Source organism: Blastococcus sp. OS1-29 (assembly GCF_057628075.1).
Genome location: NZ_JBXXJK010000002.1, coordinates 117,168 through 141,701, shown reverse-complemented (window position 1 = coordinate 141,701; position 24,534 = coordinate 117,168). Strand labels below are relative to the sequence as shown.

At 71.9% G+C, this 24,534-nt stretch carries 21 protein-coding genes; 8 read left to right on the top strand and 13 right to left on the bottom strand.

Features of this window, described 5'->3' with window-relative positions:
* Positions 1 to 185: 185 nt before the first annotated feature.
* From AC2H4J_RS05460 to AC2H4J_RS05450, 3 genes are read right to left on the bottom strand one after another with little or no spacing between them, the layout of a single operon-like run.
* A complete protein-coding gene (locus AC2H4J_RS05460) occupies positions 186 to 1,007 on the bottom strand; it encodes a shikimate dehydrogenase family protein (protein WP_487463831.1) in 822 nt (273 codons plus the stop codon).
* A complete protein-coding gene (locus tag AC2H4J_RS05455) occupies positions 1,004 to 2,725 on the bottom strand; it encodes an FAD-binding protein (RefSeq protein ID WP_487463830.1) in 1,722 nt (573 codons plus the stop codon). Before AC2H4J_RS05455 ends, AC2H4J_RS05460 begins: the two co-directional genes overlap by 4 nt.
* Positions 2,722 to 4,521: an FAD-dependent oxidoreductase gene (locus AC2H4J_RS05450; RefSeq protein WP_487463829.1), complete on the bottom strand. Its 1,800-nt coding sequence runs from the start codon at positions 4,519 to 4,521 to the stop codon at positions 2,722 to 2,724. The genes AC2H4J_RS05455 and AC2H4J_RS05450 overlap by 4 nt, the downstream gene beginning before the upstream one ends.
* Before the next feature lie 140 nt (positions 4,522 to 4,661).
* Here AC2H4J_RS05450 and AC2H4J_RS05445 point away from each other — a divergent pair, with 140 nt between their 5' ends.
* The 3 genes from AC2H4J_RS05445 to AC2H4J_RS05435 all read left to right on the top strand — a co-directional run bounded on the left by AC2H4J_RS05445 (position 4,662) and on the right by AC2H4J_RS05435 (position 7,658).
* The gene (locus AC2H4J_RS05445; protein ID WP_487463828.1) at positions 4,662 to 5,561 is read left to right on the top strand and encodes a LysR family transcriptional regulator; all 900 of its coding nucleotides are present in this window, start codon (positions 4,662 to 4,664) and stop codon (positions 5,559 to 5,561) included.
* Positions 5,562 to 5,682: 121 nt separating this feature from the next.
* Entirely contained in the window at positions 5,683 to 6,786 is a 1,104-nt protein-coding gene (locus AC2H4J_RS05440; protein WP_487463827.1) for a Gfo/Idh/MocA family protein, read from the top strand.
* Positions 6,783 to 7,658, top strand: a complete 876-nt coding sequence (locus AC2H4J_RS05435) for a TIM barrel protein (protein WP_487463826.1) — start codon at positions 6,783 to 6,785, stop codon at positions 7,656 to 7,658. Before AC2H4J_RS05440 ends, AC2H4J_RS05435 begins: the two co-directional genes overlap by 4 nt.
* Before the next feature lies 1 nt (position 7,659).
* Here AC2H4J_RS05435 and AC2H4J_RS05430 read toward each other — a convergent pair whose 3' ends face one another.
* The 6 genes from AC2H4J_RS05430 to AC2H4J_RS05405 all read right to left on the bottom strand — a co-directional run bounded on the left by AC2H4J_RS05430 (position 7,660) and on the right by AC2H4J_RS05405 (position 13,636).
* Complete coding sequence (locus AC2H4J_RS05430; protein ID WP_487463825.1) at positions 7,660 to 8,409, bottom strand: hypothetical protein; 750 nt, start codon at positions 8,407 to 8,409, stop codon at positions 7,660 to 7,662.
* A gap of 52 nt (positions 8,410 to 8,461) precedes the next feature.
* Positions 8,462 to 8,920 carry a type II 3-dehydroquinate dehydratase gene (gene aroQ / locus AC2H4J_RS05425; protein ID WP_487463824.1) on the bottom strand — a complete coding sequence of 153 codons (459 nt, stop codon included), beginning with the start codon at positions 8,918 to 8,920 and terminating at the stop codon, positions 8,462 to 8,464.
* A 41-nt stretch (positions 8,921 to 8,961) separates the two neighbouring features.
* Positions 8,962 to 9,726, bottom strand: coding sequence for an ABC transporter ATP-binding protein (locus tag AC2H4J_RS05420; protein ID WP_487463823.1), 765 nt, complete (start codon positions 9,724 to 9,726; stop codon positions 8,962 to 8,964).
* On the bottom strand, positions 9,723 to 11,546 hold the full coding sequence (locus tag AC2H4J_RS05415; protein WP_487463822.1) for a branched-chain amino acid ABC transporter ATP-binding protein/permease: 1,824 nt from the start codon (positions 11,544 to 11,546) through the stop codon (positions 9,723 to 9,725). The genes AC2H4J_RS05420 and AC2H4J_RS05415 overlap by 4 nt, the downstream gene beginning before the upstream one ends.
* A complete protein-coding gene (locus AC2H4J_RS05410; protein WP_487463821.1) occupies positions 11,543 to 12,412 on the bottom strand; it encodes a branched-chain amino acid ABC transporter permease in 870 nt (289 codons plus the stop codon). Before AC2H4J_RS05410 ends, AC2H4J_RS05415 begins: the two co-directional genes overlap by 4 nt.
* Positions 12,413 to 12,496: 84 nt before the next feature.
* Entirely contained in the window at positions 12,497 to 13,636 is a 1,140-nt protein-coding gene (locus AC2H4J_RS05405) for an ABC transporter substrate-binding protein (protein ID WP_487463820.1), read from the bottom strand.
* A gap of 439 nt (positions 13,637 to 14,075) precedes the next feature.
* Here AC2H4J_RS05405 and AC2H4J_RS05400 point away from each other — a divergent pair, with 439 nt between their 5' ends.
* From AC2H4J_RS05400 to AC2H4J_RS05380, 5 genes are all read left to right on the top strand, one after another.
* Complete coding sequence (locus tag AC2H4J_RS05400) at positions 14,076 to 15,059, top strand: LacI family DNA-binding transcriptional regulator (RefSeq protein ID WP_487463819.1); 984 nt, start codon at positions 14,076 to 14,078, stop codon at positions 15,057 to 15,059.
* A 179-nt stretch (positions 15,060 to 15,238) separates the two neighbouring features.
* Positions 15,239 to 16,150, top strand: coding sequence for a shikimate dehydrogenase (locus AC2H4J_RS05395; RefSeq protein ID WP_487463818.1), 912 nt, complete (start codon positions 15,239 to 15,241; stop codon positions 16,148 to 16,150).
* A gap of 10 nt (positions 16,151 to 16,160) precedes the next feature.
* A complete protein-coding gene (locus AC2H4J_RS05390; protein WP_487463817.1) occupies positions 16,161 to 17,996 on the top strand; it encodes a bifunctional sugar phosphate isomerase/epimerase/4-hydroxyphenylpyruvate dioxygenase family protein in 1,836 nt (611 codons plus the stop codon).
* 28 nt (positions 17,997 to 18,024) lie between these two features.
* Positions 18,025 to 19,647 (top strand): peptide chain release factor 3, encoded by a 1,623-nt coding sequence (locus AC2H4J_RS05385; RefSeq protein ID WP_487463816.1) that lies wholly within the window; start codon positions 18,025 to 18,027, stop codon positions 19,645 to 19,647.
* Entirely contained in the window at positions 19,648 to 20,046 is a 399-nt protein-coding gene (locus tag AC2H4J_RS05380) for a hypothetical protein (RefSeq protein WP_487463815.1), read from the top strand. It abuts the gene before it with no gap.
* Between the two features lies 1 nt (position 20,047).
* On the opposite strand, the gene AC2H4J_RS05375 is transcribed toward AC2H4J_RS05380, so the two are convergent.
* The 4 genes from AC2H4J_RS05375 to AC2H4J_RS05360 form a co-directional block, all read right to left on the bottom strand.
* Complete coding sequence (locus AC2H4J_RS05375) at positions 20,048 to 20,875, bottom strand: hypothetical protein (RefSeq protein ID WP_487463814.1); 828 nt, start codon at positions 20,873 to 20,875, stop codon at positions 20,048 to 20,050.
* A gap of 97 nt (positions 20,876 to 20,972) precedes the next feature.
* Positions 20,973 to 22,412: an ATP-binding protein gene (locus AC2H4J_RS05370; RefSeq protein ID WP_487463813.1), complete on the bottom strand. Its 1,440-nt coding sequence runs from the start codon at positions 22,410 to 22,412 to the stop codon at positions 20,973 to 20,975.
* Entirely contained in the window at positions 22,409 to 24,067 is a 1,659-nt protein-coding gene (locus AC2H4J_RS05365) for an NAD(P)/FAD-dependent oxidoreductase (RefSeq protein WP_487463812.1), read from the bottom strand. Before AC2H4J_RS05365 ends, AC2H4J_RS05370 begins: the two co-directional genes overlap by 4 nt.
* A gap of 11 nt (positions 24,068 to 24,078) precedes the next feature.
* A complete protein-coding gene (locus tag AC2H4J_RS05360; protein ID WP_487463811.1) occupies positions 24,079 to 24,525 on the bottom strand; it encodes a DUF5709 domain-containing protein in 447 nt (148 codons plus the stop codon).
* Positions 24,526 to 24,534: the final 9 nt, after the last annotated feature.

The window sequence follows — 24,534 nt, the reverse complement described above, 5'->3', positions numbered from 1 at the left end:
CTCCCAGGCGCTGGACCTCGCCGGCGGCCTGGTGGAGGACTTCCGCATCTCGCAGACCGGGACGGTCGTGGCGGTCTCCGACGCGCCCTCGCCCGCTGCGACGTCGGCGCCGGGGATAGCCGAGCACATCGTCGCCCGGGCGCTGGAGCCGCGGCCCCGGGATGACCGTTGGCTGCTCGAGCGCATCAGGCTCGGCGCGCAAGCGGTCCCTCGGCGAGCAGGAAGTCCGCCAGCAGGCCGGCGACCGCGTCGAACATCGCGCCGCCCGTCGACGTGCCGCAGCCCAACCGCCGCGCGGCCTCGATCAGCGGCGGGACAGCCGGGGTGGTGATCACGTCGCCGACGAAGGTGCCTGGCCCGAGCCGGGCGACGTCCACCGGGAAGGGGTCATCGGGGCGCATCCCCATCGGGGTGGCGTTGACCACCAGGTCGAACCCCTGGGGATCGGCCGACCCACGCTCGACCCGGTCGCCGAAGTGCTCTCCCAGCCGAGCGAGGAGCCCGTCGAGGCGATCTCCGTCGGCGTCGTGCAGCGCCAGACGCGCCGCCCCTGCCTCCAACAACGCCAGCGCGATCGCCGAGCCGGCGCCGCCGACGCCCACCTGGAGGACCCGCGCCCCCTGGGGAACGCCGCCCGCCGCCCGCACCGCGGCGACGAACGCGGCACCGTCGACTTGGTCCCCGTGCCAGGTCCCGTGGGTACCGCGCCGCGCAACGTTGGCCGACCCGAGAAACCGGGCGCGGTCGGAGAGGGTGCCGCAGTGCGCGGCGAGCGCGAACTTGTGCGGCACCGTCGCGATCAGCCCGGCGACGCTCGGCGAGCGGCTCACGCCGCGGACGACCGCGTCGAAGTCGTCCGCAACGACGTGCAGGGGGACGACGACGGCGTCGCGTCCGCGGGCGGCGAGGGTCCGGGTCAGGCCGTCGGGCGATCGGACCTGGGCGATCGGGTCGCCCAGGATCGGTACGACCAGCGTCCGGCCGGACAGGGTGGGGTAGCCGTTCATGACGGCGGCGCCGCGTGCACCGCGTGTCGTGCTGCGAGGTAGCCGAACGTCAGCGCGGAGCCGACCTGGCACCCGGCGCCGGGGTACTCGGCGGCCATGACCGAGTCCGCGTCATTCCCGCACGCATAGAGCCCGTCGATCGCCGCCCCGGACTCGGTGAGCACCTGGGCGGCTGAGTTGGTCCGCAGGCCGAGTGCGGTGCCCAGCGGCGTCGGCACGACGGCGATCGCGTAGTAGGGCGGCGCTTCGATCGGGCCGAGGTTGACGTTGGGCCGGTGCTCCGGGTCGCCGTACTGCCGGTCGAACGGGTTCGCCCCCTTGTCGAACTCCTCATCGACGCCCGTCCGGGCGTAGCGGTTGTTGTCGATGACCGTCTGCTCGAGACCCCGGGGGTCGACGCCGATGGTGGTCGCCAGCTCGCGCACCGTCGGTGCCGTGACCAGGTAGCCGGCGACCTCGTACTTCTTTCGCAGCAGCGCGGGCAGATGCGGACGGACCATGCCGAGCCCGTACTTCGCCAGGGTGCGCGAATCGACGACGAGCCACGCAGGGATGCTGGGCACGTCCTTGTGCGAGTCGTACATGGCCCTGGTGAACCGGTGGTAGGACACAGCCTCGTCGGTGAACCGCCGGCCCGCCTCGTTCACCGCGACGAGTCCGGGCTTGGCCCGGTCCCAGATGTGCGGGAAGACCGCTGTCGAGCCGTCCCGGCGCCGCCCGATCGAACTGGGGAACCACAACGCGTTGTCGTCGTGCCAGGGCCCGAGCGCTGCCCCGACGGACTGCCCGAGGGCCAGCGTGTCGCCGGTTGCGCCCTCCGCCGCCCGCGTGAACTGAGCGGTCGGGGCGGGAAGGTACTGCGCCCGGCGCTCCGGGCTCGCCGAGAACCCGCCGCCGGCGAGCACCACGCCGCGTCGCGCGAGGATCCGTAGCTGGCGACCCCGATAGGTGACGAGCGCGCCCTCGACCCGCCCACGGTCCGCCAGCAGTTCGGTCGTGACGGCGGTGAACCAGACGTCGCCGCCGTGCGTGAGCAGCTGGGAGTACAGGTTCGCGATCAGGGCGTTGCCCATGGCCAGCCGCGTGCCCCGGGGGTAGCGCAGCCGGTCGGACGCCCAGCGCAGCCCGAGCCGGAGGGCCAGCGGAACGCCGGCGAGTGACCCGTCGTAGAGCCCGAGAAGCTGGTTCACCTCCGTGCGGCGCAGCATCATCGTCCCGCCGAAGAGTGCGAACTCGGGCACCGGCCGGCGGACCCGCCCGAAGTGCGCCCGGCCCAGCCTGCGTCCGTCGAAGGTCACCGGTTCCAGCGCGCGACCGCCCATGCTGGCCCCGGGCAGGTCGGGGTGGTAGTCCACGACCTTCTTCGACGGCCAGAAGCGCACCCCGATCCCGTCGAGGTAGTCGACCATCTCGGTGCCGTGTCGGATGTAGGCCGCGCGCATCGGGCGCGGAGACCGGTCCCCGACGAGGTTGTCGAGATATCGCCCAGCGGCCTCGGCGTCGTCGGTTACCCCGTCGGCCCGCTGGAAGCGGTTGTCGGGGATCCAGCAGGTACCCGCCGAGTAGGCCGTAGTACCGCCCACGAATTCGCTCTTCTCCAGGACGAGGACCCGCAGGCCCTCGTTGGCCGCCACCACGGCCGCGCCGAGGCCCCCAGCGCCCGATCCCAGCACGAGCAGGTCCACCTCGGTGTCCCGGTCGGCCTCCCTCGTCGTCACGCCTGCGCCCCTGTCCCGAGTGAGAAATCGGTGGGGCGGAGGCGTCGACCAGAAAAAGGCATCGAGACGGCCTCCGTCTCGAACGCCACCGCCCCCGCGAGGTCTCGACCGGCGACGTAGCCGAAGGTCATCGCCGGCCCGATGTTGACGCCGCCCGCGGGGTAGTGACCGCCCATCACGTTGGCCTGGTCGGTGCCGACGGCGTACAACCCCGGGACGGGTCTGTCGTGCACGTCGAGCACCCGGGCCCGCTCGTCGACGGCGAGGCCGGCGAACGTGCCGAAGCTGCCGGGCACGACCTTGACCGCATAGAACGGACCCTTCTCCAGCGGCGCGAGGGACGGGTTGGGCGCCACCGCTGGATCCCCGCCGTACCTGTTGAACGGGGTCTCCCCGCGGCCGAAGTCGGGATCGTGCCCCTGGCGGGCATGCTGGTTGAAGCGCGCCACCGTGGCCTCGAGCCCAGCGGCGTCGATGCCGCACGCACGCGCGAGGTCGGCCAGCGAGCGGCCGCGCTTCAGGTAGCCGCTGCGGAGGTACGGGAACAGGGGGACGGGGCGGGGCTTGGCCATGCCCAGGGGATAGCGGCGGACGAACCGTGCGTCCGCGATCAGCCACGACTCGACCGGCTCGTCCTCCGGGGCTGCGTCGAGCAGCGCGGTCACGTAGTCGTGGTAGCCGTCGGCCTCGTTGACGAACCGTCGACCGGTGCGGAGGACGGCGATGCTGCCGGGCTTGGCCCGATCCATGATGTGCGGGAACGTGCCGACCCGGCCCGTACGGTAGGGCACGAGCGACACGGGGCAGTAGGCCGCCGGCGCGGCGAGATCCGTCCGCAGCCGGCCTCCGGCGGACTCGCCCAAGGAGATGCCGGCTCCATCAGCGGTGCCCGGGGCCAGCGACCAGTGCTCGTGCCCGGTGGGAGTACGCGCGAAGTGCGCCTGCCGCCGTCCGACGTCCTGCGGGAACCCGCCCGCGGCCAGCACCACCCCCCGCGACGCCTCGATCCGCAGCTCGCCGTGAGCGGTTGCGGCGACCACGCCGGACACGCGTCCATCGGCGTCCTGCAACAGTCGGGTCACGGGCGAGCTCACGCGGATGTCGACCCCGAGTTCGGCGGCGGACTGGAGCAGCCGCCCCACGAGCGCCGTTCCGTTCACCAGGTGCATGCCGCGGCGGTGCACGAGGAGGTCCCGGAGGTGCCGGGCGACGCGGCGGGTCGCGTGCCACAGCCCCCGGACGTCGCCCCGAGAGGCGGAGAGGAAGCCGCGCAGGTCGGGCCCCGCCATGATGCCCATCCCGAGGAAGGAGGTCTCGTACAGCTGGTGGCGCAGGACGGCGCGTACCTCAGGCGCGAGCCGCCGCGCGTCGACGGGCGCGGGCGCCACGGAACGGTGCCCGGTCCCGGCGCCGGGGAGCTTTCCGTAGACGTCGCAGATGGTGGTGCCCGGCACGAACTGCAGGGCGGTCCTCCCGTCGAAGAAACCCACCATGTGCGGCGCGGCGTCGAGGAAGGCGTCGACCCGGACGACGTCGTAGTCCTCACCGAGCGCGGCCCGCAGGTAGGTGCGGAAGGTCGCCACGTCCTCCTGCACGCCGTCGGCGTGGGCCAGCGGATTCCCCGGGGCCCAGATCCAGCCACCCGACCACGCCGTCGCGCCGCCGCACACGGCATCGCGCTCCAGCACGATCACCCGGAGCCCGTGGAAGGCCGCCGTCACGGCAGCGGCGAGACCGCCGGCACCGGCGCCCACCACCACCACGTCGCAAGCCGCCGGGGCAGGCGTGCCGGTCATGGTCCACCTTTCACGTGCGAACGATCCGGACAGATCCGCACACAGACTGTGTGCATATACGTCTAGGTATGTGCTTTGCTGTGCTGGTTCAGGTCTATATGACGGTGGCGCGGAAGACAAGCCACCGGAGAGGAAACGCCATGGAGAGCCGCTGGCTGCAGGCCTTCGTCGCCGTCGCCGAGGAGCTGCACTTCGGCCGGGCCGCCGAGCGCCTCCGGATGGCCCAGTCCCCGCTGAGCCAGGTCATCCGCAAACTGGAGAAGGAGATCGGGACGCCGTTGTTCGACCGCAACACCCGTAGCGTCTCGCTCACCGCCTCCGGCCGCGCGCTGCTGCCGCACGCCTACCGGGTCCTGGAGGAGCTGGACCTCGCCCGGCAGGCCGCGCGAGCATCGACCGGCGCGGTCTACGGCCCGGTCAGCATCGGCTTCACCGGGGCCCTGAACCACCACACCTTGCCGCCGCTGACCCGGGCGATCCGTGAGCGCTATCCGGAGATCGACCTCACCCTCGTCGGGCGGGTCATGACGCGGGACGGCGTGGAGCAGGTCGAGCACGGCCAGCTGGACGTCGCCTTCGTCGGCCTGCCGCTGGACCCGACCCGTTTGAGCACCCGGCTCATCGGCCGGGAGCCGCTCGGCGCGGTCCTGCCCTCGCACCATCCGCTCGCCGGCGAGGCGGAGATCGACCTCCGCGACCTGTCCGGCGAGGGGTTCATCACCACGCCGGTCACCGCGGGCTCCGCACTGCAGGAGGCCGCCATGCGTGCCTGCGTCGACGCCGGGTTCCGGGCACGGGTCGTCCAGGAGATCACCGACCCGTTCATGATCCTCACGCTGGTGTCGGCCGGCGTGGGGGTCGCGCTCATGACCGCCGGGGTGGCCGGCATCCTGCCGTCGGGCTCGGTCCTGGTGCCGCTGACGGGCGACCCGACCTACATGAACCACGGCCTCGCCTGGTCGGCCGAGAACCGCTCCCCCGCCCTGCGAGCCGTGCTCGAAGTCGCCGAGGAGGTGCTTCCCACGCCCAGCGCGGGTTGAGACGACCATGTGCAACCCGCACTGACTGACAGAGCGATTCGGTGTTGGACAGCTGAGCACTCCCGCTGGCAGCCTCGAATCGCAGCGGCGTGCCGGTCAGCTCGTCCGCGGAAGGAGCAGCGTGTCGACGACGGTACCCACCCAGCTGCGCGCAGCGATCGTCGGCTGCGGGACGGTGGCGGCCAATCACGCGGGGGCCTACCGGGCGGCGCCCGGGGTGGACCTCGTCGCCTGCTGCGACCCCGTCCCCGGGAAGGCCGCCGCGTTCGCCGCCCGGCACGGGATCGAGCATGCCGTCGGCGACGTGGAGACCCTGCTCGGCCTCGGGGCGGACGTCGTCAGCGTCTGCACGCCGCACCCGACGCACGAGGCGGTGGTGCTGGCCGCCGCGGCCCGCGGGGTGCACGTCCTCTGCGAGAAGCCGATCGCCGTCGACCTCTCCGCCGGGCTGCGCATGGTCGAGGCCTGCGAGGCCGCCGGTGTCACCCTGGGTGTGGCCTTCCAGCGGCGATTCTGGCCGGCGGCCCGCCGGATCCGGGCAGCCATCGAGGACGGAACGGTGGGCATCCCGGTGCTCGGTCATGCCTCGGTCCTCCTGCACCGGGACACCGGGTACTACACCGCCGACGCCTGGCGCGGGACGTGGGCGACCGACGGTGGCGGGGTGCTGATGACCCAGGCCATCCACCACCTCGACCTGCTGATGTGGTTCATGGGCGAGGTCGTGGAGGTGAGCGCCCGCGCCGCCACCTTCGCGCACGCCGATGCGATCGAGGTCGAGGACACCCTGGTGGCCACCCTGCGGTGCGCCGGCGGTGGGCTGGTGACGCTGTCGGCGTCCACCGCCCTGACGCCGGGACTCGGTGCGCTGGTACGGATCACCGGGAGGACCGGGGCGACGGTCGGGCTCATCGAGTACCCCGAGGGCACGGAGGCCGTCACCGACCTGTGGGCGGTTCCCGGTCAGCTGACAGCGGCACCGTCCTATCCCGCCGGCATCCTCACCGACCCGTCGCTGCCGGAGATCAACGCCGGGCTGGCGCCCTTCCACGCTGCCCTGATCGACGACTTCGTCCGGTCGGTGCGAACCGGTACGCCGCCGGCGGTGACCGGACGAGAGGCGCTCCGATCGCTGGGCATCGTCACCGCCGTGTACGCGTCGGCGGCCTCCGGCGCGCCCGAGCCCGTTCCTGATCTCCGTCCCCGAGAGGACCCACCTCGATGAGCGCTCCTCCGACCCCGGTGGGTATCGCCCACCTCACCCTGCTTCGGCTGAGCCCACCGGACCTGGTCACGACCGCGGCCGCCGCGGGATACGACTTCGTGGGAATCCGGGTGCGCGCAGTGACGGCAGCGGAGAAACCCTGGCCGATGGAGCCCGGGTCACCGATGTCGAAGGAAACGGTGCAGCGCCTGGCGGATACCGGCCTCGTCGTCCGCGACGTGGAATTTCTCCCGCTGGAGGCGCGCACCAGCGCCGAGGACTGGCTGCCGGCCCTGGAGGCCGGCGCCGCCCTCGGCGCCACGACCCTCAGCGTCACCGGCGCCGATCCCGACCGCGGGCGCCTCACCGAGACCCTGGCCCGGCTCACCAGCGACGCGGCGCCGTTCGGCATCCGTCCGACGCTGGAACCGATCAGCTACCAGCCGCTGTGTCGACTCACCGATGCGGCGGCCGTCGCCACCGCGGCCGGTGCCGCCGTCCTGGTGGACGCGCTCCACCTGCAGCGGTCGGGTAGCACGGTGGACGACGTCCGTGCGCTACCTCCCGAACTCGTGCCCTGTGTGCAGTTCTGCGACGGCCCGCTGGCGGCACCGGACAGGCTGGACCTGCCGCCGGAGCTCGCGGCGACAGGCGCCGCCACCGACCCGGTGCTGCAGACCGAGGCCCGGTTCCTCCGGCAGCTGCCCGGAGAAGGCGAGCTCCCCCTGACGGCGCTGCTGGGCGCAGTGCCCCCGGGGACACCGATCAGTGTCGAGGTGCCGCACGCCTGGCTGCAGGCCTCGATGTCGCCGCTCGAGTTCGCCACCGCGACCCATCGGGCAACGACCCGAGTTTTCGCTCAACGGGTCGGCCACCCGGCGCACGGCGGATAGGTCAGGCTTCGCGTTCGCGCAGCGCCCGGGCGCGGGGATGCTCCAGCATGTGGTCGACGAGCACCCTCAGCCGCTCCAGACGCCGGAGCGGATCCTGATCGAGCAGCCCCAGGCCGTCGTCGCCGCCGATCACCACCGGCACGTGAGGAGGAAGGACCGCGAGCTGTCCGGCCGCGGCCTCGCCGTCCAGCTCGAGCATCCGCGCGTCGATCCGCACGTATCCGATGTACTCCCAGAGCTCCGCGATCGCCTCACTGACGAGGTCCTCGGAGCTGGAGTGCACTGGCACGTCGAGCACGAGCCCTCCCCCGCAGAGCTGGACGACGGCTGCCGCTTCGGCGAACAGGTCCTGCCTGTCGACGGGGACCGAGGACAGCAACGGGCGCATTCGGTAGGGGCGTGCCTGGTCGGCGAAGGCAGCGAAGCGGGTGGCCCGGTCCGCGGTACCGAGAACTGCCCCATCCGCCGGGTCGGCGAAGCGCACGGTCACGAACTGTGCCCCCAGGCGCATGCCGAAGTCCAGCACACGATGGTGGACCTCCTCGACGGCCTGCGCCTCGTCCGGAGCGGTGAGTACCACTCGCCCCACGTCGAGGACGGTGACCCTGGTCTCGAGCAGCCGGTCGATCGTCGCTCGCAGCAGGCGCTCTCCGGCTCCGCCCGACCACCACGGCTCGGCCTCCTCCACGGCGCCGATGTGCAGACCGACGGCATCCCAACCGGCCTCTCGTGCGAGGTCGATCGTCTCCAAGGGCGTCCGGGGATGCAGCAAGGACTGGTGGACCGACAGCCTGTACACGTGCTCAGGCCTTGTCCCGCGTGTACCGGTACAGGGCATTGATTGCGACGGGGTAGCCGACGACCCCCATGCCCATCACGATCCCACTGGCCACCAAAGAGATGTAGGAGTGGTGCCGCCACTCCTCGCGCCGGTGGATGTTCGAGATGTGCAGCTCGATGACCGGCACCTCCACTCCCTCGATGGCGTCGTGGAGCGGCACGGAGGTGTGGCCGAGGCCCGCAGGGTTGAGCACGGCGCCGATGGAACGGCCGGCCTTGACCTCGCGTCCCACTTCCTGGATCCAGTCGACGAGCTCCCCCTCGTGGTTGGACTGGCGGAACTGGAGCTCGAGATCCAGTCGCTCGGCCTCCGCCCGGCACATCTTCTCCACCTCGGCCAGCGACGTGGTGCCGTAGACCTCCGGCTTGCGGGTACCGAGAAGGTTGAGGTTGGGACCGTTGAGGACGAACACCGACGGCATGGGCACGCTCCTGTGGACGAGGGATCGGGGACGGGTGAGGCTCAGATGCCCAGATAGATGCGCCGGACGTCGGGGTCGGTCCGGAGCTCGGCGACCGGCCCCGTCTTGACCACGTGGCCGTGCTCCATGACGAGACAGCGGGTCACGGCCTCGAAGCACAGCTTGGCGTTCTGCTCGACCAGCAGGATGCTCAGCCCCGCGCCGTGCAGCCGCTGCAGCACCGCCAGGATGTCGTCGACCAGGATCGGCGACAGGCCCATCGAGGGCTCGTCGCAGACGATCAGGCTCGGCCGGCTCATCAGCGCGCGGCCCATCGCGAGCATCTGCTGCTGGCCGCCGGACAGGGCGCCGGCCAGCCGGGCCCGCATGTCCCCGAGCACCGGGAAGAGCTCGTAGACCTCGTCGACCTGGCCCCGCGTCTTCGCATCCCACTTGCGCGCATACGCGCCCAGCAACAGGTTCTTCTCCACCGACAGGCCGGGGAACACGTGCCGTCCCTCGGGGACGTAGCCGATACCCAGCCGCACCATCCCGCTCGCGCGGGTGCGGAGCAGATCGGTCTCGCCGTAGGAGAGTCTCCCGGCCGAGCGGCCGACCAGCCCCAGGACGGCCTTCATCGTCGACGTCTTGCCCGCGCCGTTGGCGCCGATGATGCCCACCGCCTCGCCGGGAGCGACCGTGAACGACGTGCCGTGCACGGCCTGCACGCCGCCGTAGCGGACCTGAAGCCCCTCGACGACGAGTTCCTTCGGAGTTCCGGTCAGCTGCTCGGCGGCTTCCTGCAGCTCCGGTCGGACCTCGGTCACCGGGCTCCCTCCCGTTCGGTGGTGCTGGCCGTATCGGAGGCGACGACCTCGCCTCCTCCGCCGAGGTAGGCCTCGATGACCTGCGGAGAATTGGCGACGACCTCGGGCACGTCGTCGGCGATCACGACGCCGTTGGCGAGCACGGTGACGCGGTCGCACAGGGACATGACCAGGCCCATGTTGTGCTCGATGAGGACCACGGTCGTCCCGCGCTTGCGGACGTCGCGCACGATCTCCGCCAGTTGCTGCATCTCCTGCTGGTTGAGGCCGGCGGCCGGCTCGTCCAGCAGCAGGAGCCGCGGCGAGCTCGCCATGGCCCGGGCGATCTCGACGCGTCGCTGGGTGCCGTAGGGCAGCTCGCCGGGGACGGCATCGGCGACCGCGGTCAGCCCGTACTGGTCGAGGATCTCCCGCGCACCCAGACGGAGCTCGCGCTCGGCCCTCAGGACGCCCACCGGCCACAGGACGTACCGCCAGGCCCACCGCATCCGTGTCCGGTCGAGGCCGACCAGGATGTTGTCCCGCACCGTTAGCCGGCCGAACAAGCGGAGGTTCTGGAAGGTGCGAGCCACGCCCAGGTGGGACAGGTCGTAGGACTTGGTATCGGTTACCACCCGGCCGAAGAGCCGGACTGCTCCGCCGTTGGCCGTGTAGAGCCCGCTGACGGTGTTGAACAGCGTGGTCTTGCCTGAGCCGTTCGGCCCGACGATGCCGCGGATCTCCCCCTCCTCCACGGTCAGCGACACCTGGTCCAGAGCCTTCACGCCACGGAACCGCTTGCTCAGCCCGTCGACCTCGAGCGCCGGCCGGCCGGTTCGGGCCGACGTCCCGTCCGAGGTGGCGGACGGCACGAAGGGCCGTGTGCCGCCGGCTGCCTCTGTAGTCCGCCGCCTCGTCAGTTCCCAGATCCGCCGGGGAGCCCCGGCGAGACCGGTCGGGGCGAAGACGACCATGAGCACGATCAGCGAGCCGTAGACCAGCTGCGCGTACGTCGAGTAGTCCGCCAGCACCTCGCGCACCACCGTCAGCGTGACCACGCCGACGAGCACGCCGGTGAGGCTGAAGCGGCCGCCGATGATCACCATGGCGAGCAGCAGGAACATCGTGTCGATGTTGAACGACGGCGGGCTGACGTATCGGACCAGACCCGCGTAGAGGACGCCGGCGACGCCGCCGAAGAATCCGGCCAGGGCGAAGGAGGACATCCGGTGCAGCGGCACCTGCACGCCGGTGGACGCGGCCGCGAGGTTGTCGTCACGCATCGCGCGCAGTCGCCGCCCGAACCGGGTGAAGACGACGAAATAGGCGAACGGCGCCACGACCAGCAGGACGACGAGCTCGAAGTAGTAGTAGAGGAAGTGGCTGGAGAGGTCGACGCCCGGGAACGACGGGACGGGCAGCCCGAGCAGGCCTTCCGCAGCTCCTGCGACCTGCAGGTTGCCGACGAGCGCGGTGAACGCCAGCGACAACCCGAGGGTCACGATGCCCAGGTAGTGTGACTGCACGCGCAAGGCCGGGATGCCGATCAACAGGCCGGCGAGCGTGCCCGCGATGACCGCGAGGACTGCCGCGGGCCAGAAGCCGAGGCCGACCTTGGTCGTGAGGATCGCCGACGCGTACGCCGCTACCCCGAAGAATGCGATCTGCCCGAGGTTGATCTGCCCGGCGATCCCGAGCGAGAGACACAGCCCGAGGGCGAGCAGCATGAAGATGATCGCGATGTCGACGACGTAGATCAGGTAACCGTTGAGCATGTAGGGCAGGGCGAAGGCCAGAACGAGGGCCAGGACGCCCGCGCCGGCGAAGGACAGCTTCTTCATGCTCGGCTCACCGTCTGCTCTCCAAAGATGCCCTCGGGCCGGACGACCACGATGACCGCGAAGACGAGATAGACGACGACATCGGCGAAGCCGTGGAACCAACTCGAGCTGAAGGCGTCGACAAGGCCGAACAGCAGGCCCCCGAGGATGGCGCCGGGAACGTTGCCGAAGCCTCCGAGGATGGCCGCGGCGAACCCCTTGATACCTATGACGCCGCTGAGTGCCGGGCTCACGTAGAGGACGGGGCCGGCCATGCCGCCGGCCAGCGCCGCAAGCCCGGCGCCGATGCCGAACGCGATCGCGTTACTGCGCCCCACCCGGATGCCGACCGCGGTGGCCGCGTCGGGGTCCATGGCCACGGCCTGCATCGCCGCACCGGCCTTCGTCGCCCGGAGGAAGTGCCACATGGCGGCGGCGGCGACCGCCGCGACGCCGATGATGACCAGGTCGTACGGCCGCACGACGATGCCGGCAACGGTCACCGGGTGCCGGAACACAGGCGTCGGCACGGCGCGGCCGGTGGCGCCCCAGACGATGATGACCAGCGCCTGCAGCACGATGCCGAACCCGATCGTGCCGATCAGCATCAGGTCGACGTCCTTGGTCTCCAGGGGCCGCAGGACGCCCTCGATCACGAGGCCGATCGCGGCCGTCAGGACGACCGCCACCACCATCGCGAGCACGAAGGGCAGCGACACTGTGAGGAAGAAGGTCGACGCGATGTACGCCCCGACCATGACGACGCCGCCGTGCGCGAAGTTAACGAGACCCATCGTCCGGTAGACGATCGAGAAACCCATGGCGACGAGTGCGTAGATGGAGCCGATGCTGAGACCGCCGATGACGGTCTGCAGGAAGTCCTGCACGAGCTCTCCTTGTCCGGAGCCGGTTGACGGGAGGAGAAAGAGGAAAGCGCGGCCGGCGGCGGAGGACCGCCGGCCGCGCTTCCGTCAGTCTTCCGCTGCGACGACCTTGCCGCCCTTGATGACGCCGATCTGCGTCTTGGTCAGGCCGACACCGTTCTTGTCGAAGGTGAAGGTGCCCTGCAGGCCCTCGTACTTGGTGCTCCGCATGGCGTCGGCGAGCTTCTTGCCCGTCTGGCACTTCACGCTGTCCAGCGCCTTGGCGACGATCTGGGCACCGTCGTAGGCCTTGGCCCCGTGCGCCTCCGCCGTCTCGCCGAACTTCTTCTGGTAGTCCGCGGCGAACTTCTTCGTCGCCGCCGTGGCGTCGTTCGACAGGTACGGCGTGCTGACGAATGCGCCCTCGGCGTTGTCGGCCCCCGCGGTGTCGATGAACACCTGCGTGCCGATGGGTGCCCCCCCGGCGAGCTGCGCCTGGATGCCGAGCGTGCGCGCCTGCTTGGCGATCAGCCCTGCCTCGACTTCCTCGGAGCCGATGAAGACCGCCTGGGGGTTCGCACCGCGGATCGAGGTCAGGGCCCCGGTGAAGTCCTTCTGGTCCGGCGTCACGACCTCGTCGGCGACGGGGGTCACCCCGAGGTCCTTCAGGGCCGCCGTGAACGCGTCGTGCTCTCCGGTGCCGTACGCCCCGTTGTTGGTGATCATCGCGATCGACTTGATGCCCTTGGTGTCGACCAGATACTTCGCCAGGGTGGTGTCGAACGTGGTGCTCGTCGGCGAGTTCATGAACAGGAAGTCGCTGCCGGCCGCCTCCAGCTTGGGCGATTGCCCCGAGGTGACCATCGGGATCGACGCCTGGCTCATGATGGGGATCATTGCCAGGGTGACGCCACTCTCGGCGGTGCCCATGACCGCTGCGTAGCCGCCGGTCGCGACCTTCTGCGCCAGCGTCGTGCCGGTCGTCGGGTCGCCCTGGTCGTCGAACTGGGTCAACTCGATCTTCCGCCCGTTGCACACGCCGCCGTCGGCGTTGATCTGGTCCACGGCAAGGGTGACCCCGCTGGCCTCCCAGTGCCCGAGCGAGCTCAGCTGGCCGCTCTGGGCGTCCACGATGGCGAGCTTGACCGGCCCCGAATCGCCACCGGTCCCGCCGGAGGACGACGACTCGCCCGGAGCGCTGCAGCCGGTCACCAGCAGCGCACCGCCCAAGATCATCGCGCCCGTCACGAGCACTCGGGGGTGAATCCCGTTCCTCATCAGCAGTCCCATCTGTCGTTGATCACGCCGCGGCGTGATGATCCATCGGGCGCCGAGGCTCGGCGGCTCCCGTGTTTGCAGACCCGAACGGCCGACGTGGCCGCGTTGTGGTGTGCGCCATACCCTGGAACCGGTTGCAAGATGTGTCAAGACACAGTTGCGTGTCGTTCGGCCGAACCCGGGACGACGGACCGACGTGTCTACGGGCGCCCCGGCGGCGGGCCGGCCAGAGGGTGACAGTCACACGTCGGTGGGAGACCATCGCCGCCGCGCCGTCCCCTGCATTCGGCAACGCCTACGCTCTGTGCGCGCCGTATGCACGGCGCTGCGACCGTCGAGACGGACCATGGTTCGCCGACCTCGTCCCGCCTATCGACGCCGCGCCCGTCCTCCGGAGGAGAGTCTCACCGTGACCACGATCGCCGATGTGGCCGCCCAGGCAGGCGTGTCCAAGGCGACCGTGTCGCGGGTCTTCTCCCGCCCGGAGGCGGTACGGCCGGAGACGCGTGAGCGCGTACTCGCGACCGCCCGCGACCTCTCGTTCCAGCCGAGCTGGATCGCCCGCTCGCTGGCCAGAGGGCGCACGGGCAGCATCGGGCTCGTCGTCCCCGACGTGGCCAACCCCTACTTCGGACCGGTCATCAAGACCGTCCAGCGCGAGGCGCGGCGCCAGGACCTGACCGTCTTCACCGCGGACTCCGACGAATTCGATGCCGACGAGTTCAGGCTCTCGAACATCCTTGCACAGCAGGCCGACGGCCTGATCCTCTTCTCGCCCCGGATGCCCGACGAGGCGGTCCTGGAGCTGTGCGAGCGGGTTCCGGTCGTGGTGATCAACCGGGAGATCCCCGGGGTCCCCGCCGTCATCATCTCCTCCGACGAAGGCATGGACCAGGCCGTCGAGCATCTCTCGGCGCTCGGGCACCGTCGCATCGCCTACATCTCGGGCCCGTCGGGGACGTTCTCCAACCGGGCGCGCACGGCCGCGGTGCACGCCGCCGCCAGGAAGTCCGCCGTCGACCTCGTGGAGCTCGGCCCCTTCGAGCCGTTCTTCCGGTCGGGGGTCCGGGCGGGCGACCTGCTGATCGCCAGCGGCGCGACCGGCGCGATCGCGTACAACGACCTCCTCGCCCTCGGCGTGATCGAGTTGCTCACCGAACGCGGGCTGAAGGTCGGTTCGGACATCAGCGTCGTGGGCTTCGACGACATCTGGCTGGCCCCCATGACCCGGCCGCCGTTGACGACCGTGCACGCGCCCGCTGCCGCCGCCGCCGCGACCGCACTGCGCTGGCTCATCGAGCTGATCGACGACCCCGGCCACGCGGCGCGGCGCCACGCCCGGCTCACCTGCGAGCTCATCGTCCGCTCGAGCACCGGGCCCGCCCCCCGCTGACGCCGCGGCAGCCACTCCTTCGGAACGGCGCGCCGCGCCGTCCTTGACACGAGTGCGTAACCGGTTTCAAGATGCGCCGGAACCGGTCGGACGCCGTCGACCCCCACGGGGCACTGCTCCTGGCGTGCTTCCCGCTCAGCTGACGACCTCCGTCGACCCACCCCCACCAGGAGGCACCCGTGCCCACCCCACAGGCAGACCGCCCGGCTCTGGGCTCGAGCGTTCTCGTGGCGTTGATCGGGTCGGGGATCGGGCCGTCACTGAGCCCTGCACTGCACGAGCGCGAAGCCGACCAGCTCGGGCTCCGCTACCTCTACCGGCGGCTGGACCTCGACGTCCTCGGGCTGCCGGCGGAATCGGTCGGAGACATACTGGCTGCTGCCCAGCTGGCGGGCTACGACGGCCTCAACATCACCCATCCCTGCAAGCAGCTGGCCCTGCCGTACCTCGACGACCTCTCCCCCGACGCGGCGCAGCTGAACGCTGTGAACACGGTGGTGTTCGCAGACGGCAAGTCGATCGGCCACAACACCGATTGGTCCGGCTTCGCGCGCGCCTTCGACTGGGGTCTGCCGGGCGCGGCCCTCGACCACGTCGTCCTGTTGGGTGCCGGAGGTGCCGGCTCTGCTGTGGCACACGCACTGCTCAGTCTCGGAGCCGAACGGCTGCACGTCGTGGACGTGGACGCCGATCGGGCGGCAGCGCTGGCCGAGTCGCTGTGCGGACGGTTCGGGGCGGCCCGTGCTCGCGGAGCCGGAGCGGCGGACATCGGGGAGGCGCTGGCCGGAGCCGACGGGCTCGTGCATGCCACGCCGACCGGCATGGCAGCACATCCCGGCTTGCCGCTGCCGGCAGAACTGCTCGACCCGCGCCTGTGGGTGGCCGACATCGTCTACCGCCCCCTGGAGACCGCACTCGTCCGGACGGCGCGGTCGCTGGGCTGTCGAGTGCTCGACGGCGGCGGCATGGCGGTCTTCCAGGCGGTCGATTCCTTCCGGCTGTTCACGGGCATCGATCCGGACGCCGAGCGGATGCTCACCCACTTCGCCGACCTGGTCGCCGCCCCCGGAACCGACGTCCGTGTCGGCTGAGCGCATACCGGTGCGCCGCACCCTCGCCACGGTCTGCCTCTCGGGCACGCTGGAGGACAAGCTGGTCGCAGCGGCCGCGGCCGGCTTCGACGGCATCGAGGTCTTCGAGCCCGACCTGATCGCCTCCCCCTGGGCCCCGGCCGAGCTCGCCGCACGGTGCGCCGACCTCGGACTCTCGATCGACCTCTACCAGCCCTTCCGCGACCTCGACTCCACCGACGAGGAGCGCTTCGCGCGGAACCTGCGGCGGCTGGAGGCGAAGTTCGACGTGATGGCCGCGCTCGGCACCGACACCGTGCTGGTCTGCTCCTCGGTCTCCCCGGACGCGGTCGAGGATCGCGATCGGCTGGCCGGGCAGTTCGCCGTCGCCGCGAGTGCCGCGGGCGAGCGCGGGATGCGCATCGCCTACGAGGCGCTGGCCTGGGGGCGGCACGTCTCGACCTGGGACGCGTCGTGGGACGTCGCCCGAAGGGCGGACGCCCCTGCCCTCGGCCTGTGCCTGGACAGCTTCCACGTGCTCTCCCGTGGCGGGGACCCGGCCGACTTCGCCGAGGTGCCCGGCGACAAGATCTTCTTCCTCCAGCTCGCCGACGCCCCGCACATGCACATGGACGTCCTGCAGTGGAGCCGCCACCACCGCCTGTTCCCCGGCCAGGGGGCGTTCGACCTGGGCGCCTTCCTCACGCAGGTGCTGGCGGCGGGCTACACCGGCCCCCTGTCGCTGGAGGTCTTCAACGACGTCTTCCGCCAGGCCGACCCCGCCCGCGCCGCTGTCGACGCGATGCGCTCGCTGCTGTGGCTCGAGGAGCGGCTCGACCTGCTCCGCCCCGACCTCGGCGCACCGCCGCCCCCACCCGCGCCGGCGCTGTCCGGCTACGCCTTCGCCGAACTCGCCGTCGACGGCGTCTCCGGTCCGCAGATCGCCGGCGCGCTGGACACCCTCGGGTTCACGCACACCGGACAGCACCGGTCGAAGCCGGTGCAGCTGTGGGAGCAGGGCGGCGCGCGGGTGCTGCTCAACGCCTCCGTGGTGCGACCGGCGGCCACCGGCGTCGCCGAGGTCGCGGCGATCGCCCTGGAGAGCGCGGACCCCGGCCGCTCGGCGGCCCGCGCCGAGGCGTTCGCCGCGCCGGTCCTCCCCCGCACCCGCGGCGCCGCCGAGGCCGACCTCTCCGCCGTCGCCGCGCCCGACGGGACACAGGTCTTCTTCACCCGCACGGGCCCCGAGGGCTGGCCGGCCGACTTCCTGCCGACCGGGACCGCGGCGGGTCCCGGCGCCGGGCTCACCGCCGTCGACCACGTGGCGCTCACCCAGCCGTTCGACGCCTTCGACGAGGCGGGGCTGTTCTACCGGGCGGTGCTCGGGATGGACCCGGAGAGCGTCACGGAGTACGCAGCCCCGTTCGGGCTGGTACGCAGCCGCGCCGTGACCGGTCCCGACCGCGCCGTCCGGCTCGCGCTGTCGGTGTCGCTGCTGCGCAGGGGCGAGTGGGCCCCGGGTGTCCCGGCTCCGCAGCACATCGCCTTCGCCACGGACGACGTCGTCGCGACGGCGCGGGCCCTGCGCGCGGCCGGAGCGCCGCTGCTCGCCGTCCCCGCGAACTACCACGACGACCTGGCCGCGCGGCTGGAGCTCGACCCCGACCTGTTGGCCGCGATGCGCGAATGCGGTCTCTTCTACGACGAGGACGAGCACGGCAGCTACCTGCACCTGGTCACCGAGGTGCTCGGCTCGCGGGTCTTCTTCGAGATCGTGCAGCGCATCGGCGGCTACGACGGCTACGGCTCGGTCAACGCGCCGGTGCGCATGGCGGCACACCGGCGGCTGCGCAGGTCGGCCGAGTGACCGCTGACGCACGGTTACCCTGGACCTGGTGAGCGCAGCACCTTCCGCCGAGCAGGCGACCGTCGGCACCAGCATCAAGGACGTCGTCCGCCAGGCCGGCCGCCGCCGCACCTTCGCCGTCATCAGCCACCCCGACGCGGGCAAGTCCACGCTGACCGAGGCACTGGCCCTGCACGCCCGCGTGATCGGCCAGGCCGGCGCGGTGCACGGCAAGGCAGGCCGCCGCGGCACCGTGTCGGACTGGATGGACATGGAGCGCGACCGCGGCATCTCGATCACCTCGGCCGCGCTGCAGTTCGAGTACCGGGACGCGGTCATCAACCTGCTCGACACCCCGGGCCACGCCGACTTCTCCGAGGACACCTACCGCGTCCTCACCGCCGTCGACGCCGCGGTGATGCTGATCGACGCCGCCAAGGGGCTCGAGGCGCAGACCATGAAGCTGTTCGCGGTCTGCCGGCACCGCGGCATCCCGGTGCTGACCGTCGTCAACAAGTGGGACCGCCCGGGCAAGGACGCGCTCGAGCTCATGGACGAGATCACCGAGCGCACCGGGCTCACGCCCACGCCGCTGACCTGGCCGGTCGGCATCGCCGGCGACTTCCGGGGCGTGCTCGACCGCGCCGACGGCACCTACCGCCGGTTCACCCGCACCGCCGGCGGCGCGACGATCGCCCCGGAGGAGACGCTGACCGCCGACGCGGCGGCCGCGCGCGAGGGCGACGCGTGGACGCAGGCGGTCGAGGAGGTGTCGCTGCTCGCCGAGACCAGCGGCGAGCACGACCAGGCGCTGTTCCTGGACGGCGTCACGACGCCGGTGCTGTTCGCCTCGGCGGTCTCCAACTTCGGCGTCGGCGCGCTGCTGGACACGCTCGTCGACCTCGCGCCCGCACCGACCGACCAGCCCGACGCCGACGGCGGCGCGCGGGCGCTCACCGACCCGTTCAGCGCGTTCGTGTTCAAGGTGCAGGCGGGCATGGACACCGCGCACCGCGACCGGCTGGCGTTCATCCGCATCGTCTCGGGCGTCTTCGAGCGCGGCATGGTCGTCACCCACGCGCGCACCGGCCGCCCGTTCGCCACCAAGTACGCCCAGCACGTGTTCGGCCGGGAGCGGGAGAGCATCGACCGCGCCTTTCCCGGCGACGTCGTCGGCCTGGTGAACGCCGCGGCCCTCGGCGTGGGCGACACCCTCTACGCCGAGCGGCCGGTCACGTTCCCGCCGCTGACCACGTTCGCCCCCGAGCACTTCGCGGTCTGCCGCGGCAAGGACACCGCGAAGCACAAGCAGTTCCGCCGCGGCATCGAGCAGTTGGACTCCGAGGGCGTGGTGCAGGTGCTGCGCTCGGACCGCCGCGGCGACCAGGCGCCGGTGCTCGCCGTCGTCGGGCCGATGCAGTTCGAGGTGGCTCAGCACCGCATGGAGCACGAGTTCAACGCGCCGATCGATCTCGAGCGGCTGCCCTACTCCCTCGCCCTGCGCACCGACGAGGCGTCGGCCGCGAAGGTCTCGACGGCCCGCGGTGCTGAAGTGCTGCAGCGCACCAACGGTGAGTTCATCGCGGTGTTCAGCGACAAGTGGGGGCTGCGGGTTTTCAAGGAGAACAACCCCGAGCTCACCCTCGAGTCCCTGGTCGCGGCGCAGCTGTAGATGCTCCCGTTCCATCTGGAGACCCTCCGCCTCTTCCTGCACGTGCTCGCCGCCACCATCTGGGTGGGCGGCCAGCTCGTGCTCGCCGCGCTGGTCCCGGCGCTCCGCGGGGCCGGCGCGGAGGTGCCGCGGCTGGCGGCGCGGGCGTTCAACCGGGTGGCCTGGCCGGCGTTCGGCGTGCTGATCCTGACCGGCGTGTGGAACGTCATCGCCGAGGGCGACCGGGGCGCCGCCTACCGGACGACGCTGATGATCAAGCTCGCCGTCGTCGCGGCCTCCGGGGTGACGGCCTTCCTGCACGCCCGCGCGACCAGCCGGCGTGGGATGGCCGTGTTCGGCGCGCTGACCGGCCTGACCGCACTGCTCGCCCTGCTGCTCGGGATCGTGCTGGCCGGCTGACTCACCCGATGCCGGCGGCGCGCAGGATCGCGACGACGGTGTCGGCCGTCTCCGGCTGTAGCGGCAGGTGCGGCAGGACGGCGATCACCTCGTCGGGCTCCAGACCGTGCGCGAGCAGCTGCTCCACCAGCCCCTCGGCGGCATCGGGCGCGACGGGAAGCTCCGCGCCGGTCGCCGTGACCGCCGCCTGGGCGAGGAAGAGAGACCCGTGCAGGTCGGCGTCCGGCGGCGGAACCGGCGCGGCCGCCGCGCCCCGGGTCACCGCCTCGGCGGCGCGGACCAGGGACAGCGGCAGGCCCTCCGCCTCGACCTCGATCAGCGGGACCGTGCCGAGCGCGGCGAGGACCAGGTGCTCGGCGTCGATCCGCAGCGGCGCCTCCCAGCCTCCGCCGCGGACGACCTGGGCCAGGTCGGCCTCGTCCGCACCGACGTCGTCGGCCAGCTCCGCCCAGTCCTCGGGTCGGGTGTTCCTGGCCCGCTCGGCGGCGCGGACGCAGGTCGCCGCCACGAAGGGGTGGAGCACCTCGTCGTCGAAGCGTTGCGCCTGCAGCACTCCGTCGGCGCCGACGGAGTTGAGCGCGTCCTGGAAGCTGCCCGGCCGGGCGTCGTCGAGGTCCAGACGGCCGTCCTCCTGGTCGCCCAGCAGCAGTTCCTTCGCGGCCCGCTCGCCCACCGTCGTCCCGGTGGCGACGATCCGGCCGGCGCTGCGCTGGTAATGCGGCTGGTCGGACATCCCGACGGCCCAGGCGCAGCTCTCGGCGATCAGCTCCGCCGTCCGCTCCCGCAACACCTCGCGGGTGAGCAGCCCCATCCAGTCGACGTCGAACACGCCGTCCACTGTCCCAGCGCCCGCTCCTGGAGTCTTCTGCACGCTCCAGGAGTTCTGCAGGACCTGGAACGCGTGCACAACACCCCGAGAGGCGGGTTCAGGCCGCCGGCGGGCTCGGTTCGGTCAGCGGCAGAACCACCGTGAAGCGCGTGTCGCCCGGCTGCGAGACCACCCGCAGGTCACCGCCGTGCCGCTTGACGACGATCCGCCAGGACACGTCCAGCCCCAGCCCGGTCCCCTGCCCGACCGGCTTGGTCGTGAAGAACGGCTCGAACACCCGGCTGCGCAGCTCCTCGGGGATCCCGGGCCCCGTGTCGCAGACCTCCACGACGGCGCACTCGCCGTCCGTCCCGGTGCGCAGGGTCAGCCGTCCCTCCTCCCCCATCGCGTCGAGTGCGTTCACGATCAGATTCGTCCAGACCTGGTTGAGCTCGCCGGCGTACGCGGGCACCTCCGGCAGGCTCCGGTCGTACTCCTTCACCACGGTGACGCCCGGCGGGACCTTGCCGCCGAGCATCACCAGCGTGGCGTCCAGCCCGGCGTGCAGATCGGTCTGCTGGTGCGGCGTCCGGTCCATCTGCGAGTACTGCTTGGCCGCGTCGACCAGGTGCGAGATCCGGCTGGTGCTGTCGGCGATCTCGGCCAGCAGGGTCTCGGTCTCGACGGTGTAGGCCAGCCAGCGCAGCGCCGGCTCGAGATGGGAGGGCGTCACCGCGTCGGCGACCCGGTGGAGGTCGTCCTCGTCGAGACCGGCCGCCACGAACACGCCGGCCAGCTCCCACGGCTGCGGCACGCCGTGGTCCTCCAGCCAGTCGCCGACCACGTCCTCGCGGTCCGACCGCTCCAGCGCGGAGAGGTCCTTCGCCGCCCCCACGCGGGCGACGAACTCCTCCTGCAGATCGGTGAGACACCGGAGGACGGCGCCGTCCAGGCTGCCCTCGGCGAGCATCGCCAGCTTGTGCCGCATGCCGGCGAACCGGTCGCGCAACGCGGCGGTGGCTCGCGCCGCGGCGGCCGCCGGGTTGTTCAGCTCGTGGGTGAGCCCGGCGGTCAGCTTCCCCATCGCGAGCAGCCGCTCCCGCTGCCCGACCAGCTCGTTCGAGCTGCGGCTGCCGAGAAAGAGGCCTTCCAGCAGGTGCACCGCCATCGGGTACCAGCGGCTGAACACCTCGGCGAACGGCTGCGCGGGCAGGGCCAGGAAGCTCGCCTCGGTGATCGCCCGGACGGTCGCCGGGTACCGCTGTTCGAGCCGGTCGCCGAAGTAGAACTGCACCGCGCCCGAGTACACGCCGCGGGCCGTCGTCCGCACCGTCTCCACCTCGGTGCCGCCGACCAGGCGCGACATCGTCATCTCACCGGACAGCAGGACGTAGAAGCACTCGGCCGGCTCGCCCTCGACCGTGACGTCCGCCCCCGCCGGGAAGGTCAGGACGTCGCCGTTGGCCGACACCCAGTCCAGCTGCTCGGGCGTCAGGTTCTCGAACAGGAACAGCTCGCGCAGCTCGTCGGCGCCGAGCCGGACGGGGGTCGTCGTCATTGCTCCCCCAGGTAGCGGTGCACCAGGGTCACGGCCATCGCGCCCTCGCCGACCGCCGAGGCCACCCGCTTCACCGACTCCGACCGGGCGTCGCCGGCGACGAACACGCCGGGCAGGCTCGACTCCAGGAAGTACGGATCGCGGTCGAGGGTCCAGCCGTGCGGCCGGTGGCCGTCCTCGATCAGCGCCGGTCCGGTGGGGATGAAGCCGCGGTCGTCACGGACGACGGCGCCGTCGAGCCAGTCGGTGCGCGGCGCCCCGCCGATGAAGACGAACAGATGGCTCGCCGGATAGGTGGTGCGCGCGCCGGTGTTCGCGTCCTGCAGCGTCACCTGCTCCAGGTGGTCGTCGCCGTGGGCCTCGGCCACCGTCGTGCAGGTGTGCACGTGCACGTTCTCCGTCCCGGCGAGCTGCTCGACCAGGTAGTGCGACATGGACTCCGCCAGCGACGGCCCCCGCACGAGCAGGTGCACCGAGCTCGCGTACCGGGCGAAGTAGACCGCGGCCTGGCCGGCGGAGTTGGCGCCGCCGACGATGAACACCTTCTGGTCGGCGCACTCGGCCGCCTCGGTCATCGCCGATCCGTAGAAGACACCCCGGCCGGTCAGGCCGTCGGCCCCCGCGACCCCCAGGCTCCGGTAGGACACCCCGGTCGCGAGGACGACGGCGTGCGCGGAGATCATGCTCCCGTCGGCGAAGCGCAGCACCCGCTTGGAGCCGTGCGCCTCCAGGGCGACGCAGTCGCGGGTCAGCAGCATCTCGGCGCCGAACTTGGCCGCCTGCCGCCGCGCCCGCTCGGCCAGTTGCCCGCCGGACACGCCGTCGGGGAAGCCGAGGTAGTTCTCGATCCGGCTGCTCTGGCCGGCCTGCCCGCCGGTCGCCTCCCGCTCGACGAGGACCGTCCGCAGGCCCTCCGAGGCGCCGTACACCGCCGCCCCGAGCCCGGCCGGGCCGCCGCCGACCACGACCAGGTCGTAGAAGTCGGCGCTGGGTTCGACGCTCAGCCCGACGGTCGCCGCCAGCTCGGTCTCGGTGGGCGCACGCAGCACCACGCCGTCCGGCGTGATGACGACCGGGACGTCCCCCGGTGTCGCATCCGCGGCCTCCAGCAGCCGCTGCCCCTCCGGCTCGTCCACGCTGTACCAGCGGTAGGGGACGGCGTTGCGGGCGAGCAGGTCGCGTGCGCGGAACGACGGCGCGGACCAGCGGTGCCCGACCAGCTTCACGTCGGAGACGGCGGCGTCGGGACTGTCCCGCCACGACTGGATCATCGAGTCGACGACCGGGTAGAGCTTCTCCTCGGGCGGGTCCCACGGCTTGAGCAGGTAGAAGTCGACGTCGACGACGTTGATCGCGCGGATCGCCGCGTCGGTGTCGGCGTAGGCGGTGAGCAGCGCCCGGCGGGCCCGCGGGAACAGGTCCATGGCCTGCTCCAGGAACTCGATGCCGTTCATCTGCGGCATCCGGTAGTCGGCGAGCAGGGCCGCCACGGTGTCGCCCCTCAGCTTCAGCTCGCGCAGGGCGGTGAGCGCCTCGTCGCCGGAGGCCGCGCGCAGCACCCGGAACTCCTCGCCGTAGCGCCGCCGCAGGTCACGGGCCACCGCGCGGGAGACCCCGGGGTTGTCGTCCACGCTCAGCAGAACGGGTTTGCCCACGGGCGGCAACGCTAGCCGCGCCCGCGGACGATGTGCACCGCCGCTTCCTCCGCCGAGGCCGCCGCCCCGTCGATGCCCTCGTCGCGCGCGTACAGCTCGTCGTCGGTGTCGTCCGCACCGCCGTCGTCGGCGTCCACCAGCCGACCGGCCCGCTCGTCGCCGACCTCGTCGTCCAGCAGCTCGCCGTCGGTGTCGGAGGAGTCGCCGAGGCCGTCACCCTCGTCGTCGACCCGGTCGGGCAGCTCGCGGGCGAGCCGGCCGTCGAGGCTCTCGCCCGCCTCTTCCTCCGCCTCCGTGGTCCCCCAGTCGTCGACCGCCCAGGGCTTCTCCGGAGGAGACCAGCCCGTGTCGAGCACGTCGCGGACCCCGTGGGTGTCCTCCAGGGTGTCCTCGGGCTCCAGCACGCCGGACGCTTCCTCGGGGTCGGTGCCGTCCGTACCGTAGATGCCGGGCTCCATCTGAACTCC